Here is a 14,053-nt window from a genome sequence, read left to right as displayed (position 1 = left end):
TATGGCCGAGTTCCAGATCGAGCTCAGTGAGCGCGAAGCGAGAGACATGAGGACCGCCCTGTCGATCCGGCTCGTGGGGATGCGAGAAGAGCTGGTCCACACCGACGATCGAGAATACCGGGCGGACCTGAAGGCGGCGATCGAGCGGCTCGAAGCGGTGCTCTGGCGCCTCGAAGCGATGTTGGCCGGGCCGAAGCCGACGACGTAGGCCCCAGGGGCCCGCCGCGCCGGGGCCTTACGCGACGCGATCACGTGCTTGTCATGGAAGGCGCGGACGCCGCCGGTCGCCTGCGAGACCACGGCGGCGGTCGCGTCGGTCGCCGCCGTGACGAGCGCTGGGGGCTCATGGCGCGGTTCATTCGAGCGGGGGCGCGGCCGCCCGTTCCTTCGCCGGCTCGGGGATCTCGGTCATCGTCGCCTCCGTCAAGAGCAGCACGCTCGCCACCGACACGGCGTTCTCGAGCGCGACGCGCACCACCTTGGTCGGGTCGATGATGCCCGACTCGACGAGATCGACGTACGCGCCGCGCGCCGCGTCGAACCCGAGATTCCCGCTGCCGGTGCGCATCCGCTCGATCACGACGCCGGCGTCGACGCCGGAGTTCTCCGCGATCTGCCGCGTCGGGGCCTCGAGCGCGCGGCGCAGGATGCGCACGCCGGTGCGCTCGTCGCCGTCGCACCGCTGCTCCTCGTGCTCCACCGCGACGCTCGCGCGCAGGAGCGCGAGCCCCGCGCCCGGCACGATGCCCTCGGCCACGGCCGCCTTGGTCGCGTTGATCGCGTCCTCGAACGCCTCTTTTCGGGACTTCATCTCGGTTTCGGACGGCGCCCCGACCCGGACGACCGCCACGCCGCCGACGAGCTTCGCCAGGCGCTCCTGCAGCTTCTCGCGATCGTAGTCGCTCTTCGCCTCCTTCATCTGTCGCCGGAGCAGCTCGCACCTCGCCTGGATGGCGGGCGGGTCGCCAGCGCCGCCGATGATCGTCGTGTCTTCCTGCTTCACGACGGCCCGCGCCGCCCGACCGAGCTGGCCCGGCGTCACGTGCTCCAGACGCAGCCCTGTCTCCTCGGCGATCACCTGTCCTCCGGTCAGGATCGCGATGTCCTCGAGCATCGCCTTGCGCCGGTCCCCGAAGCCGGGCGCCTTGACCGCGACGCAAGCGAGCGTCCCGCGCAGCTTGTTGACGACGAGCGTGGCCAGCGCGTCGCCCTCGACCTCCTCCGCGATGAGCAGGAAGCTCCGCCCCTCTTTGGCGACGTGCTCGAGCAGGGGGAGCAGGTCTTTCATGACGCCGATCCGCTTCTCGTGGATCAGGATGAGCGGCTCCTCGAGCACGCACTCCATGCGCTCCGGGTCGGTCACGAAGTAGGGCGAGAGATACCCGCGGTCGAACTGCATGCCTTGCACGACCTCGACCGCCGTCTCGGTCCCCTTCGCCTCCTCGACGCTGATGACGCCCTCTCCGCCGACCTTCTCCACCGCGTCGCCGACGAGCTCGCCGATGACCGCGTCGTTGTGCGCCGCGACCGTGGCGACCTGGACCTTCTCCTTTCGGCTCTGCACAGGGCGGGAGAGCGACCGCACCGCACGGGCGGCCGCCTCGAGGCCCCGCTCGATGCCGCGCTTGAGATCGATCGCGCTCGCGCCCGCGGCGATGTTGCGGAGCCCCTCCGCGAAGATCGCGTGCGCCAGCAGGGTGGAGGTCGTCGTCCCGTCGCCGACCGCGTCGCCCGTGCGCTCGGCCGCCTCGCGGATGATCTGCACCCCGACGTCCTCTTCAGGGTCCTTGAGGCTCATCTCCTTGGCGATCGAGACGCCGTCGTTGCACACGGTGGGGCGTCCCCAGGCGCGCCCGATGAGCACGCTCTTCGACTTCGGGCCGAGGGTCACGCGGACGGCGTCGGCGAGCGCCGTGGCGCCGCGCAGGACCTTCTCCCGGGCAGCGGCGTGGAAGAGGAGTTGCTTGTGGGTCATCGCGGAAGACCTCCTGGACGAGCGCGGCCGCGCTCCTGTGGCCGCCCTCGCCGACACCCACTGATGCAACCCCAGGGCCTGCTCTCTCGGGTGTCGTTCGCGCGCTCCGGCCGCGGTCTCCCGGAACCGGAGCCCGGAACCGGAGATCGACGGCTCGCCCGGCCGCGCGGCGCCGCAGCCGTGATTCCGGTTCGGACCCGCGACGAACGCACGGGCCCACCCTCGGACACCGCGCGCCGCGACCCGGCCGAGCGGGTACACCCCCCGCGAGCACGGATCCTGCAACTCCCACCCTCGGCAACCACCGCGCGCGCCGATCGTCCAGCATGAGCCGGGCTCAAGCGCTCGAGCGAGGGTCCTCCGGGCGCGCGAAGCGATGCGCGTTGCAGGAGTTCAGGAAAGGTCGTCTGGAGTTCGAAGGAGGTCACCATGACGCTGCTGTCACGTTGGCGAGAGCCTCGTAGGATCGCATCGATGATGCGCGCGCTCGACCCGGAGCGCATGATGCGCGAGATGTTCCAGTGGGATCCGTTCGCGGAGATGGAGCCAGTCACCCGGCTCCGCCAGCCGGAGGCCTGGTTCTCACCGGACATCGAGCTCCGAGAGACGAAGGATCGCTTCGTGTTCCGGGCCGACCTGCCGGGCGTGAAGGAGAGTGACGTCGATGTCTCCATCAGCGGGCGCCAGCTGTCGATCAGCGGCAAGCGCGACGAGGAGCGCGAGGAGCGAGAAGGCGAGCGCGTCTATGCGTACGAGCGTGAATACGGCAGCTTCTGCCGCTCGTTCACGCTGCCCGAGAGCGCCGATCTCGACAACATCCAGGCCGAGCTGAAGAACGGTGTGCTCGAGATCATCGTCCCCAAGGCAGCCGGGGTCCAGCCGAAGCAGATCCCGCTCCGCGGCAAGGAGCCGAGCGCCGAGGGGTCGACCGAGGCGAAGAAGATCGAGGCGAAGAAGGCCGCCTGAAGCGCCGCCCAGCGACCGCGCGACGGCCGCCGGCGCCCGAGCTCTCCGGGCCGACCGCGCCGGGACAAGGCAGCAGCGTCGGGGAGCCCGGCGGAGGACCCGAGGGCCGGTGTCAGGGCGAGGGACGTCACCCGGCGACCGGAGGAGGGGCTCATGCTGTTTCGAGATCGCGTTGATGCAGGGCGCCGCCTGGCCTTCGCGCTGCGGCGCTACCGCGAGGAGGCGCCCGTCGTCCTCGGGCTCCCGCGCGGCGGGGTCCCGGTCGCCCACGAGGTCGCGCGGGCGCTCAAGGCGCCGCTCGACGTCTGGGTGGTGCGCAAGATCGGCTTCCCGGGGCACGAAGAGCTGGGCCTGGGCGCCGTCTCGGAGGGCGGAGAGGTCTACCTCAACGACGAGGTGCTGGCGGAGCTCGGCGCCCCCCCGGAGGAGGTCGCGGAGCTCGTGGACCGCAAGGCCGCCGAGGTCGAGGCGCGCGTCCAGCGCTTCCGGCGCGGCCGGCCGCCGCCCGACCTGGCGGGGCGCACCGTCATCGTCGTCGACGACGGCATCGCGACCGGCGGGACCGTGCGCGCCGCGCTCCGCGCCGTCCGGCGGCGCGGGCCGAGGCGCCTCGTCCTCGCGGTCCCGGTCGCGTCCGCGAGGACGCTCGACTCCCTGCGCCCCGAGGTCGACGAGGTGGTCTGTCTCGACGCGGATCCGCGCCTGTTCGCGATCGGCGCCTATTACCAGGACTTCAGCCAGACCACGGACGACGACGTCATCGCGCTGCTCGAGCGGGCGCACGGCGGCGGCTCGGGCAAGGACGAGGAGGAAGCGCCGGCGGAGCTTGCCGGGGAGGAGCTCCCCGTCGAGATCGCGCTCGACGACGGCGCGCGCCTGGAAGGCGACCTGGTGATCCCCGCCGGGGCGACGGGCCTGGTCCTGTTCGCCCACGGGAGCGGCAGCAGCCGGCACAGCCCGCGCAACCGGTTCGTCGCCGAGGTGCTCCAGGGCGCAGGGCTCGCCACGCTGCTCCTCGATCTCCTCACCAAGGAGGAAGAGGCGGTGGATGAACGGACAGGCCACCTCCGGTTCGACGTCGAGCTGCTCGCACGGCGGGTCGTGAGCGCGGCCCTGGCCATGCGCGAGCTGCCCCCGACGAGCGCGCTGCGGCTCGGCTACTTCGGCGCGAGCACCGGCGCCGCCGCGGCGCTGATCGCCGCGGCGAGGCGCCCGGACCTCGCGGGCGCCGTGGTGTCGCGGGGCGGGCGCCCCGACCTCGCCGGCTCGTACCTCAAGGAGGTGCACGCGCCCACGTTGCTCCTCGTCGGGAGCGAGGACACCGAGGTGCTCGCGCTCAACTGGGAGGCGCTGGAGCTCCTGCGCGGACCGCGGCAGCTCGCGATCGTGGAAGGGGCCACGCACCTGTTCGAGGAGCCGGGGACGCTGGAAGAGGTCGCCCGCGCGGCGAGCGCGTGGTTCGTACGATACCTTTCGCCCCGGGCGCTCGAGGCGACCGCGTAGCGGAGACAACCGCGTGGATCGAGGCTCATGGTCGCCCGTGGCGCTCGAGCCGACGAGGCCCGGACGGGCGAGGAGCTCGAGGAGATGTGATGTGCGCCGGCGACGTGCAGGCTATCACCACAAGCGCATCTCGCGGGGCACCCACTTCCCGAACGCGTCGAGGCCCGTGTGCTTCACGTAGGCCACATAGCCGAACAGCGCGAACAGCGCCGCCGAAGCCGCGAGCAGCGCGCCTGCTGCGCGCCTCGCCGGCGCGGACCTGTCCATCGCCGGAGCGATCAGCAGTCCGAGGCCGCTCGCGCCGTACATCGCCGCGGCGAGCGCCGGGTTTTGCGTCATCCCGTGGCGCGCGATGGCCAGCGCGAGCACCAGGTTGGTGATGCCCCCGAGGGCCCCGACCAGGAGCAGGGGGCCCAGGCGCTCGCCGAGCGACAGCGCCGGCGCGCCGATCACGAGCAATGTCCCGAAATAAACGAGCGGCTCTCCGAAGAGGATGTTGTACCCGCCCGGGATGGGCCATGTCAGCGCGAGGTGGAGGCCCGTGATGAGCAGGATGAGCCCGCACGCCCCGAACGCCCAGGCGAAGCTGCGGCGGTGAGCCTGCGAGTCATCGGCGGCGGGCGCGCTGAAGAGATACCAGGCCCCGAGCGCCAGCGCCGCCGCCGCCGTGACGAGCGGAAGCGTGAGATAGTTGATGTACATGGATTCCTCATCGTCGTGCGAGCTGGTCGTCGCCGAGCCAGCGCCCGACGCCGCCGAGCCGTGCTCAAGAATGTAGGGCCGGCGTATGCGCGCCGGCAGCGCGGCGACGCCCGCGGGAGACGCGACCTACGTCAGCGAGGCGTGGGCACGTCCGCGTCCAGCCGGTCGAAGCAGCGGAACGGGTCCTCCAGCATCTCGCGCACGGTGCGCGCCAGCACGCTCGCGTGGAAGCCGTCGATGAATCGGTGATCGAACGTGGCGCTCACGCGCATCACCTTGCCGGGCACCACCTTGCCGTCCTCGACCACCGGCTCGTCCCTCACCACGCCCGGGACGACGAGCACCGGCGTCCGCGTGTAGGGCACGAGCGGCACGTAGGCGTTCTCCAGGCCCAGCGAGCCGACGTTGGTCACCGTGAGCGCGCCGAACGGATCGCGCGGGAGCCCGAGCTTCGACAGGTCCAGGTTGAGCGTATACATCATGAACGAGAGCAGGCGCAGGGAGGCGTTCATGAAGAGGAACGGGATGTGCCGGGTCGCGCGCTTCGTCCCTTCCACCGCCCTGTCGCGCCTCCTGCGTGCGCGTTCGATCGTCCGGTCCAGCTCGTCGACGATTTGCACCAGGCTCTTTTCATGGGCCCGCTCGATCGTGGTCACGGTGAGATCCGCCTCGCCGTCGCCGCCGGCCGCCTGCACGACCAGCACCGAGACGGTGACGCCGCGCCGGAGATAGATCCTGTTCCAGCGCAGGATCGCGTTGGCGTCGGGGCAGCGGCGCAGCGCCTCGGCGCAGGCCTTGGCGATGAGGTGCGTCACCGTCAGCCGCCGGCCGGTGCTGCGGCGGAACGCCTGGATATAGTCGAGCGCGCGGTCCATGCGCAGCGTGAGCGTGCCGTACACCGACGGATCGTACGCAGTGCGCCAGCTGCCGATGGCCAGCTTGCGGAAGCTGGAGATCTCCTGCTTGGGCACGAGATCGAGATGGGGCATGATCCACCCGGCCATGGCCCACGGGCTGCACGGCTCGGGCCAGGGCATGCTGCGCGTTTCGGTTCGATGAGCGGCAGCGGGCCGGCTCGCTGCTTGCTACTTGGTGGCCGAGGCCCGCGGAAGTGAGTCGCTCGTCTTCTGTTGTTGCGGCCGGACGAGCAAAGCAGCCCCGCGGCACCGGCGCGCAGCCACGCACCCGTCCCGCGGAGCTCGCCGCGCTCTCGGTCGTGGGGCGAATCCAGGCCTTGCGATCCGCGCCGAGCGGCCTGACCGAGGCCGAAGCGGCGAGGAGGCGGCTCGCTCACGGCGACAACGAGCCCACGCCGCCCAGGCGGTCACGGCCGCTCCGGACGCTGCTCGCACAGCTCACGCACACGCTCGCGCTGCTGCTGTGGCTTGCTGCTGTGGCTCGGCGCCGGGCTGGCCTTCGCCGCGGGCGCCCCGGAGCTCGGGTTCGCCATCGTCGCGGTCGTCGTGCTCAACGGCGTGTTCGCGTTCGTCCAGGAGCACCGCGCCGAGCAGGTCGTGAGCAGCCTCATGCGCCGTGTCGCCGTGCGCGCCCGCGTCGCGCGGGCGGGCGTCGAGCGGCGCGTGCCCGCGCGCGAGCTCGTCCCGGGCGACGTGGTCCGGCTCGCGGCAGGGGAGATCGTCCCGGCCGACTGCATCTTGCTCGGCGCGGACAGCCTCTCGATCGACCTCTCGATGCTCACGGGCGAGACGGCCCCCGTCGCGCGCTCGGTGGCCGCCGCCGTCGGGCTGGATACGGCGGACCGCCTGGCCGAGGGGCCGGCGATCGACGCGATGGATGACCGGGCGCTCCTGGAGCTGCTCCAGGCCGGCGCGACCCTCGCGCGCACGACGCCGGAGCAGAAGCTGCGGGTGGTGCAGGTGCTGCGGCGGGCCGGCGAGGTGGTCGTGGTGACCGGCGACGGCGTGAACGACGCCCCCGCGCTCCGCGCCGCCGACGTCGGCGTGGCCATGGGGCTGCGCGGCACGGAGGTGGCCAAGCAGGCGGCGGACATCATCCTCTCCGACGATAACTTCGCCACGATCGTGGCGGCCATCGAGGAAGGGCGGGCCATCAAGCAGAATATCCGCCGCTTCGTGAGCTATGTGTTCACGAGCAACGTCGCGGAGCTCGTCCCGTTCCTTCTCTACATCTTCTTGCCGATCCCTCTCCCGCTCGCGATCGTGCAGGTGCTCGCGATCGACCTGGGGACGGACGTGCTCCCCGCGCTGGCGCTCGGCGTGGAGCCGCCGTCGCCCGCGACGCTGCACGTCCCACCGGAGCCGCCCCGAAGACCGATCCTCACACGGGAGCTCGGGCTCAGGACCTTTTTCCTCTATGGGACCGTCGAGGCGCTGCTCGGCGTCATCGCGTATTTCAGCTTTCACTGGGCGCACGGCTGGAGGCCGTTCGGTTCGCTCGAGCCGTTTCGCGCGCTGGAGCGAGAGGCGGCGACGATGACCTTCGTCGGGATCGTCTCGGGCCAGATAGGGTGTCTGATCGCGCAGCGCGACGGGCCTCTCCGGAAGCGGCTCGCGTTCTGGTCGAACCCCTGGGTGGCCGCGGGGCTCTCGACCGAGGTCGCGCTGGCGATCGCGCTGCTCTACGTGCCTGGGCTGAACGGGTTGTTCGCGATGGCGCCGGTGGGGCCGGCGTGGCTCCTCTGGCTGCCCGGGGGCGCCGCGGCGATGGTGCTCGCCGATGCGCTGCGGCGCGCCGTGCTGGACCGCGGCGCGGGGCGCGGGGCGCGGCGGCGTGAGATGGACCGCGGTCGCAGCGTGGGATGAACCGCCGCCGGCCAGCGACGCCGCCGCGGGGCTGGGCCGCGTGGACGTGCCCGGGATCGTACCGGGCGCGGGCGCAGAGGATGGCGGCGCGGCCGTCGCCATTGATGTCGCCGAATGCGAGGGTCATGCCGTACCGCTCTCCGCGCTCCAGCCGAGCGCGTCGATGTACTCGGTGCCGAGGCGAGCAGGCGGGAAAGCAGGATGCATGCCCGGGCGACGGACGCGGGATGGGAGAGGAGCCCGCGGCATTCTGCGGGGAACGGCGGCGAGGCCGCCTCGCCGAGCCGGCCAGTGGCCGGCCGGTGGACCGACCGCGTGGAGCGCGGCCGCTCAACGTGGGCCGGAGCGGGCCGCGCCGGTGCGGAGCGTACAGCGTCACCTGAATCGTTCTACCCGACGGCTGCGTGGGGCCTCCGGTTTGAAATTCAATTCTCCCCGGAGGCTCCTGGCAGCCTCCGGTTTGAAATTCGATTCTCCCCGGAGGCTCCTGGCAGCCTCCGGTTTGAAATTCGATTCTCCCCGGAGGCTCCGGGCAGCCTCCGGTTTGAAATTCGATTCTCCCCGGAAGCTCCGGGCACGTAGTGGTCAGTTTTGACCCGCAGTGGTCAACTTTGCCCGATGACCGTGGCGACTAGGGATCTCGCCGCGTAGGGTCGGCCGCCAGGAAGTGCAGCCCGCGGGTGTTACGAGCACCCCGGGCTGCGTGGCCGAACCCCGAACACGCGAGGTTCGACGATGCAGTTGTACCTGATCCCACCCGACGGTGGGCAAGGCGGAGGTGCGCCTGCGCGCCGCCGACGCCCCCGTTCCCCCATGCTCCGCCTGACTCCAGCAGCTCGCCAGCGGCAACGGCGGGTCGCACGCGATGGCCCTGCGCGCCGCGAAGGCCGCGGGGGTGACCCTCGACCAGATCCTCGGGCGGCCCGTCGTCGCCGACAGGTGCCCGACGTGCGGGAGGTCCGGGTGACGAAGCTGCGGAAGGGGGCCCGCCGCCCGCCTGCCGCGCGACATCCCCGGAAGCGACCGACGATGGACGCGATCCTCGCCGAGCGCGGGATCGTCCTGGCGACGCTTGCCGGCATCCCGAGGCGCGACCGCGCCGACGTCGAGCAGCAGGTGCTCCTCGGCGCGTGGAACGCCATCCGGCGCGGCAGGTACCGGCCCGACCCGAGGGAGAAGCCCCGGGACGCGCTGAGGAAGTGGCTGCACGGCATCGCCTGGCGGCAGGCGGCGCACTACTTCGGCAGCGCGTGGGTGCGTCGCGCCGTCCTGCACGCGCAGCCGCTCGGCTTGCTGCCCGAGCCGATGGGCCCGAGCCTCCACGCTCAGGTCGAGGCGCGCGAAGTGCTGGAGGCGCTCCAGGAGCTCACGCCGTGGCAGATCGAGGCGCTGCTCGCCGTCGACCACCCGGAGTCGCTCGTCCAGTACGCGAAGGACCGCAACATGCACCCGGGCACCGCGGCGTCCAGGCTGCGCATCGCCCGGGAGGCGCTGGCGCTGAAGCTCAGGCGGCGCCGCTGAGCACGCCCAAGAAGCGGACGGCGGCGCCGTCCGAGCGGCGAAGTCTTCAGAACTGCCTTCGCCATCAACAAGCGGAGGATCTGTGTGTCCCGACGTCGTCGTGAAAAGGCGGTCCATTCAAAGACCACCTATCGTCATCATCCTCTCGTCAACCTGTTCGACACTTCGAACGAGTCGCGTGGCGAACCGCCGCGCGTGAAGCTGCACCGGCCAATGAAGCAGATCGTTCTGCCCATCGTTGGTCCGGGCTTCCCTCCACCGATCGATCCGAGCCTGCGTCGCGTAGAGCGACCGCGCCGCTATCAGCGTAGCTCGTCGTCCAGGTCGACAAACAACGAGAGCTGCCCCCGCCTCGGCTTCGGCGCGGGCGGCGGCTCTGACGGTGGCTCCGGCTCTGTGGGCGCCACAGGCGCAGCCGGCGCGCTGCCGACGAGCCGGAGGAACCCGCGCCCGTTCGGCAGAGCTCTGGCGGGCGTCGTGGGCGCCCCCGCGGGCGGCTCCGGGAGCTTGAGCGTCTTCGGCTTCGGCGGCTCCGCGGGCGCCTCAGCAAGCGCCGCGGTGACGAGCTCCTCGATGCTCCAGACGTGATCGGTCAGCCCGGCCTCCATGGCGGGCGTGACGCGCAGCGCCTCGTGCGGGCGGCAGAAGTTGTAGAACGCCATGTGCAGCGCGACGGCCGCCTCGTGGTGCGGAAGGCGCTTGCTGAAGCCGTTGCAGAGCCGGGTGAAGCGGCGGATGTGCATCCGGATCGTGAGGTTCTGCCGCTCGACGTGGCTCGTGCTGGCGCGCTTCACGTCGGGCACGCCGAAGACGGGCGTGCGGGTGATGAACGGATCGCGCGGCGGCTCGTACCTGTGGTCATCGTCGCGACGCGCCTTCCGGGTGTAGCTCTTGACGACCTGGGCGTAGTCGACGGCGCCCGCGAACGCGTCGCCCACCGCGGCGATGTAGGGCTGCCAGCCGTCGCTGTAGAGCTGCGGGACGGCCACCAGCCGGAGCACAGAAGCCTGTGTTTCCCGGGTTTTCCGCGTGAATAGGACGTGGACTACCATGGCCCTCTTGCGCGATTCCAGCCTGTTTTGCGGGTCTTTCGCGCGGTCGGTCGCGAGTGCCAACGCGGCGCGCGGCGCCCGTGGTAGGGCCGGGAAGCGGGGACGGGGTGAGGCGTGGAGCTGGATGGGGAGGAGGCCGCGTTGCTGGCGCGGTTCAGGCATCGGGCCGAGCGTCAAGACGGCAGCGGGCCGGTTGGTCAAAATTGACCATTACCCTGGCGGCGGCCCGTCGTCTCGGCGGCGCTCCGCCGGTGGCCCCGGCTGCGGCTCGTCGGCGCGCGCCAGCCGGTGTGTGAGGAGGTCTCGCTCGAGGTGCGGGTGACGGGCCGGCTGCTCGACATGGTGGAGCTCCGGCTTGCCCAGTCGCACAGGTGCCGCCTGCGCGTCTGGGGCGTGCGGGCGCTACCGAGGGCGCACGTCGTCCGTCGGCTCGTGGGCCGGCGAGCTCGCCGGGGGGTGCCCCGGAGGGCTGCCCGGCTGATCGTCGCCCCTGAACCCGCGTGCGCGCCGCTCGCGTGCACGACCCTCGCTCAGCCAGCACTGGGCGAAGACGTACAGGTAGACTGGTAGTCCGGCGCGGAGCCAGCCCATCGGCGAGAGCGGCCCCAGGGGAGCCGGCGCATCGAGCCACGCCGCGGCGACGACGGCCGCACCGGAAGCCAGGATGCCGATTGTCCTCAGGGTCCTACCCATGGCTCAGATGAGGCCGCAAAAGACGCCCAGCGTGCCGAGGGCGGCGCCCGAGTAGTTGGAGCAGCGCTGCGCGTCCCGGGGGTCTCTTGCCCTGGGGCACAGCACGGAGGTTGCGAACATCGTGGCGCCCAGCATGAAGACGCCGCACCCGAGGCCTATGGGGCTCCATCGCTGCTGAGCCGCAACGATCGGCTCTCCGCCCTCCTCGGCGGCAGGCGCGGTGCTCGCCTCTACCTCGCCGCTGAGCACCGAGGCGCAGGGCACGTCCGCGACCAGGCCCGGCTCGAGCGGGTCGAAGATGCGGACTGCCGCGTCTGGGCGGTCGGCGCACGCCGCGACGAGCTCGTGCCGCCCGGCCGCCACGATCTGCGGGATCGCCGGCTCCTCCGGGTCGAGACTCAGCTCGAAGCGACGCGGCGGAAGGCCGCCCTCCTCCGCACCGCCCTCCTTTCCCGCCGCGTTCGGTTCGTCTGCTGTTCCACAGGCCGGTGCTCCGATGAGCGCGGCCATGGCCAGGCCGATCCTGGTGTGCATGGTCCACCTCCACGCGACGCATTCCGTCGCGCGCGGGACTTTGTTGCCAGCGGCATGCCGCCGCAGGCCCCGCCGCGATCCGCTGCGCACCAGGCGGCGGCGCGCGGCTGCCCGCCGCTCGGACCGCGCGAGTCACGCGTGGCGCGGTCCGGCGCTGCTCGGGCCGGCCGCCGGCGCGCCGGCGGCGATCGCCTCGAAGTGGGCGGTGACGTGGTAAACGCCGGCCTGGAGATCGAGGCAGAGGCGCAGGCCGCTCTCCTCGAGCACCCGCATCATCGCCTTGTTGGTGAGCAGGACGTCCGCCTCGAAACCCGAGATCCCCCGGGCTCTCGCGATCTCCGCCATCCGCCGCATGAGCAGGGTGCCGACCCCCTTGCCCTGCCACTCGTCGCGGACGACGAAGGCGACGTCGGCCAGGTTGTTCTTCGGATCGACGTCGTACCGGGCCATCCCGACGATGGTCTCGTGCTCCGGGCCGGCGCAGGCCACGATGGCCATGTTCTGATCGTAATCGAGGTTCACGAGCTGCTGCATCTCCTCGTGAGGGTGCTCCCGCTTGTGGCTCATGAAGCGGCGGTAGGTGCTCTCGTCCGAGAGGCGATAGAAGAGGTCCTGGAGCGCGGCCTCATCGGAGAGCCGGACCGGCCGGCAGAGCAGCTCGTCGCCCGACGGCAGGCGCGCGGCGCGCGTCTCCTGCCAGGGGTAATCCGCGCGCGAGATGACCTGATCGACGAACACGTAGCGGCGCTGCTTGGCCGCGGCGAGGAGGTCGGCGCGGTGGTCGGGGTGGGCGATCTCGATGAGCGCGAGCGCGCGCTGCCGGATGTTCCGGCCCCAGAGATCGGCGACGCCGTGCTCCGTCACCACGTAGTGCACGTCCCCGCGGCTCGTCACGATGCCGGCGCCCTGCTCGAACGCCGGCTGGATCCGGCTGATCTTGCCGTCCTTCGCGGTGGACCGGAGCGCGATGATCGGCTTGCCGCCGCGGCTCCGCGCGGCGCCCCGGATGAAGTCGACCTGGCCCCCGATGCCGGAGAAGAAGCGGCCCAGCAGCGTGTCGGCGGCGACCTGGCCGGTCAGGTCGACCGCGAGCGCCGCGTTGATGGCGATCATCCTGTCGTTCCTGGCGATCGTCAGCGGATCGTTGGTGAAGGCGGACCCGCGCATCTCGATCATGGGGTTGTCGTGGGCCCACGCGTAGAGGGCGCGGCTCCCGAGGAGGAACGAGGTCACGAGCTTGCCTGGCAGGAGGGTCTTTCTGCGGTTCGTGATCACGCCGCGCCGGACGAGATCCATCACGCCGTCGGAGAGCATCTCGGTGTGGACGCCGAGGTCGCTCCGGCCCTCGAGCGCGGCGAGGGCGGCGTTCGGGATCTTGCCGATGCCCGTCTGGAGCGTGGCGCCGTCGGGCACGAGCGACGCCACGTGGCGGCCGATCGCGCGGTCGATCTCGTCGAGCGGCTCGGCCTCGCGCTCGGGGAGCTCGCGGTCGACCGGGACGAGGTGGGTGATCCGGTCCACGTGCAAGAACGAGTCTCCGTGGGTGCGGGGCATCCGCGGATTGACCTCGGCGAGGATGAGATCGGCCGCGTCGACGGCGGCGCGGACGATATCGACGGAGACGCCGAGGCTGACGAAGCCGTGGGCGTCCGGGGGGCTCACCTGGATGAGGGCCACGTCGATGCGCACCCGGCGCGACAGGATCAGATCCGGGATATCGGAGAGGAAGACCGGCATGAAGTCGGCGCGCCCCTCGTGGATCGCCTCGCGGACGTTCTGGCCGATGAAGAACGCCGTGTGACGGAAGCGCCGCTCGAGGCCGGGGCGGACGTACGGCGCGGGGCCCTCGGTCATCAGGTGGACGATCTCGTTGTCGGCGAGGTGGCCGCCGGACTCGACCATCGCGTTCACGAGATCGCTCGGCTCCGCGGCGCCCGAGCCGACGAGGATGCGGCGCCCCCGCGGGATCGCGCGGATGGCCTGCTCGGCGGTCGTGATCTTGTCGGCGAAGCGCGTTTGCCAGTCCGTGACCGTCTGCTGCATGATGTGCCTTCTCCCGTGCTCCGCGGGCTTCGGCAAGAAGCGGACCACCGGCCGGAGCTCGGCGCGCGCGGCGCCCTCTTCATCGCGGCTGGGCGATAAGCCCTGAGCCAGTGCGCAGCCTGCGCCACGCCGGCGGGATCCGACCCTCGCCGCCCCGAGCGCGCGCCTGCAGCGGCTGCGGGCGCGCGCAAGCCGTTCGCCCGGCGGGACTGCGCGCCGCGGCTCAGGCCGCCGCCGAACCAGGGAGGCTCGGCGAGAAGAGCACCGCGGTCGCCAGGTGT

10 protein-coding genes and 2 pseudogenes are annotated in these 14,053 nt (G+C 71.7%); 6 read left to right on the top strand and 6 right to left on the bottom strand.

The window, feature by feature from the left end:
* The first annotated feature begins 1 nt into the window (after position 1).
* Positions 2 to 208 carry a hypothetical protein gene (locus WMF20_RS45750; RefSeq protein WP_437608049.1) on the top strand — a complete coding sequence of 69 codons (207 nt, stop codon included), beginning with the start codon at positions 2 to 4 and terminating at the stop codon, positions 206 to 208.
* A gap of 147 nt (positions 209 to 355) precedes the next feature.
* Here the strand turns inward: WMF20_RS45750 and groL are convergent, their stop codons facing one another.
* Complete coding sequence (groL, locus tag WMF20_RS45745) at positions 356 to 1,975, bottom strand: chaperonin GroEL (protein ID WP_437608048.1); 1,620 nt, start codon at positions 1,973 to 1,975, stop codon at positions 356 to 358.
* A 474-nt stretch (positions 1,976 to 2,449) separates the two neighbouring features.
* On the opposite strand from groL, the gene WMF20_RS45740 reads away from it, so the two are divergent.
* Positions 2,450 to 2,941 carry an Hsp20/alpha crystallin family protein gene (locus WMF20_RS45740; RefSeq protein WP_437608047.1) on the top strand — a complete coding sequence of 164 codons (492 nt, stop codon included), beginning with the start codon at positions 2,450 to 2,452 and terminating at the stop codon, positions 2,939 to 2,941.
* A 153-nt stretch (positions 2,942 to 3,094) separates the two neighbouring features.
* Positions 3,095 to 4,444, top strand: a complete 1,350-nt coding sequence (locus WMF20_RS45735) for a phosphoribosyltransferase family protein (protein ID WP_437608046.1) — start codon at positions 3,095 to 3,097, stop codon at positions 4,442 to 4,444.
* A 114-nt stretch (positions 4,445 to 4,558) separates the two neighbouring features.
* Here WMF20_RS45735 and WMF20_RS45730 read toward each other — a convergent pair whose 3' ends face one another.
* Positions 4,559 to 5,146: a DUF981 family protein gene (locus tag WMF20_RS45730; RefSeq protein WP_437608045.1), complete on the bottom strand. Its 588-nt coding sequence runs from the start codon at positions 5,144 to 5,146 to the stop codon at positions 4,559 to 4,561.
* Between the two features lie 131 nt (positions 5,147 to 5,277).
* Positions 5,278 to 6,135, bottom strand: coding sequence for a 2-oxo acid dehydrogenase subunit E2 (locus tag WMF20_RS45725; protein WP_437617230.1), 858 nt, complete (start codon positions 6,133 to 6,135; stop codon positions 5,278 to 5,280).
* 122 nt (positions 6,136 to 6,257) lie between these two features.
* Between WMF20_RS45725 and WMF20_RS45720 the strand changes: the two are divergent.
* From WMF20_RS45720 to WMF20_RS45710, 3 genes and pseudogenes are all read left to right on the top strand, one after another.
* Positions 6,258 to 6,482: pseudogene (locus WMF20_RS45720) on the top strand (cation-transporting P-type ATPase); the annotation flags it as partial.
* Positions 6,483 to 6,531: 49 nt separating this feature from the next.
* Positions 6,532 to 7,929, top strand: a complete 1,398-nt coding sequence (locus tag WMF20_RS45715) for an HAD-IC family P-type ATPase (protein WP_437608044.1) — start codon at positions 6,532 to 6,534, stop codon at positions 7,927 to 7,929.
* Positions 7,930 to 8,958: 1,029 nt separating this feature from the next.
* Positions 8,959 to 9,450 carry an RNA polymerase sigma factor gene (locus tag WMF20_RS45710; protein WP_437608043.1) on the top strand — a complete coding sequence of 164 codons (492 nt, stop codon included), beginning with the start codon at positions 8,959 to 8,961 and terminating at the stop codon, positions 9,448 to 9,450.
* A 302-nt stretch (positions 9,451 to 9,752) separates the two neighbouring features.
* On the opposite strand, the pseudogene WMF20_RS45705 reads toward WMF20_RS45710, so the two are convergent.
* The 3 genes and pseudogenes from WMF20_RS45705 to WMF20_RS45695 form a co-directional block, all read right to left on the bottom strand.
* Positions 9,753 to 10,445: pseudogene (locus WMF20_RS45705) on the bottom strand (IS1 family transposase); the annotation flags it as partial.
* A 753-nt stretch (positions 10,446 to 11,198) separates the two neighbouring features.
* A complete protein-coding gene (locus tag WMF20_RS45700; protein WP_437608042.1) occupies positions 11,199 to 11,729 on the bottom strand; it encodes a hypothetical protein in 531 nt (176 codons plus the stop codon).
* A 132-nt stretch (positions 11,730 to 11,861) separates the two neighbouring features.
* Positions 11,862 to 13,772, bottom strand: a complete 1,911-nt coding sequence (locus tag WMF20_RS45695) for a GNAT family N-acetyltransferase (protein WP_437608041.1) — start codon at positions 13,770 to 13,772, stop codon at positions 11,862 to 11,864.
* Positions 13,773 to 14,053 lie beyond the last annotated feature (281 nt).

Source organism: Sorangium sp. So ce834, from assembly GCF_051521425.1.
Taxonomy (GTDB): domain Bacteria; phylum Myxococcota_A; class Polyangia; order Polyangiales; family Polyangiaceae; genus Sorangium; species Sorangium cellulosum_D.
The sequence above is the reverse complement of the archived record's forward strand: the minus strand, read 5'-3'. Positions and strand labels throughout refer to the sequence as shown.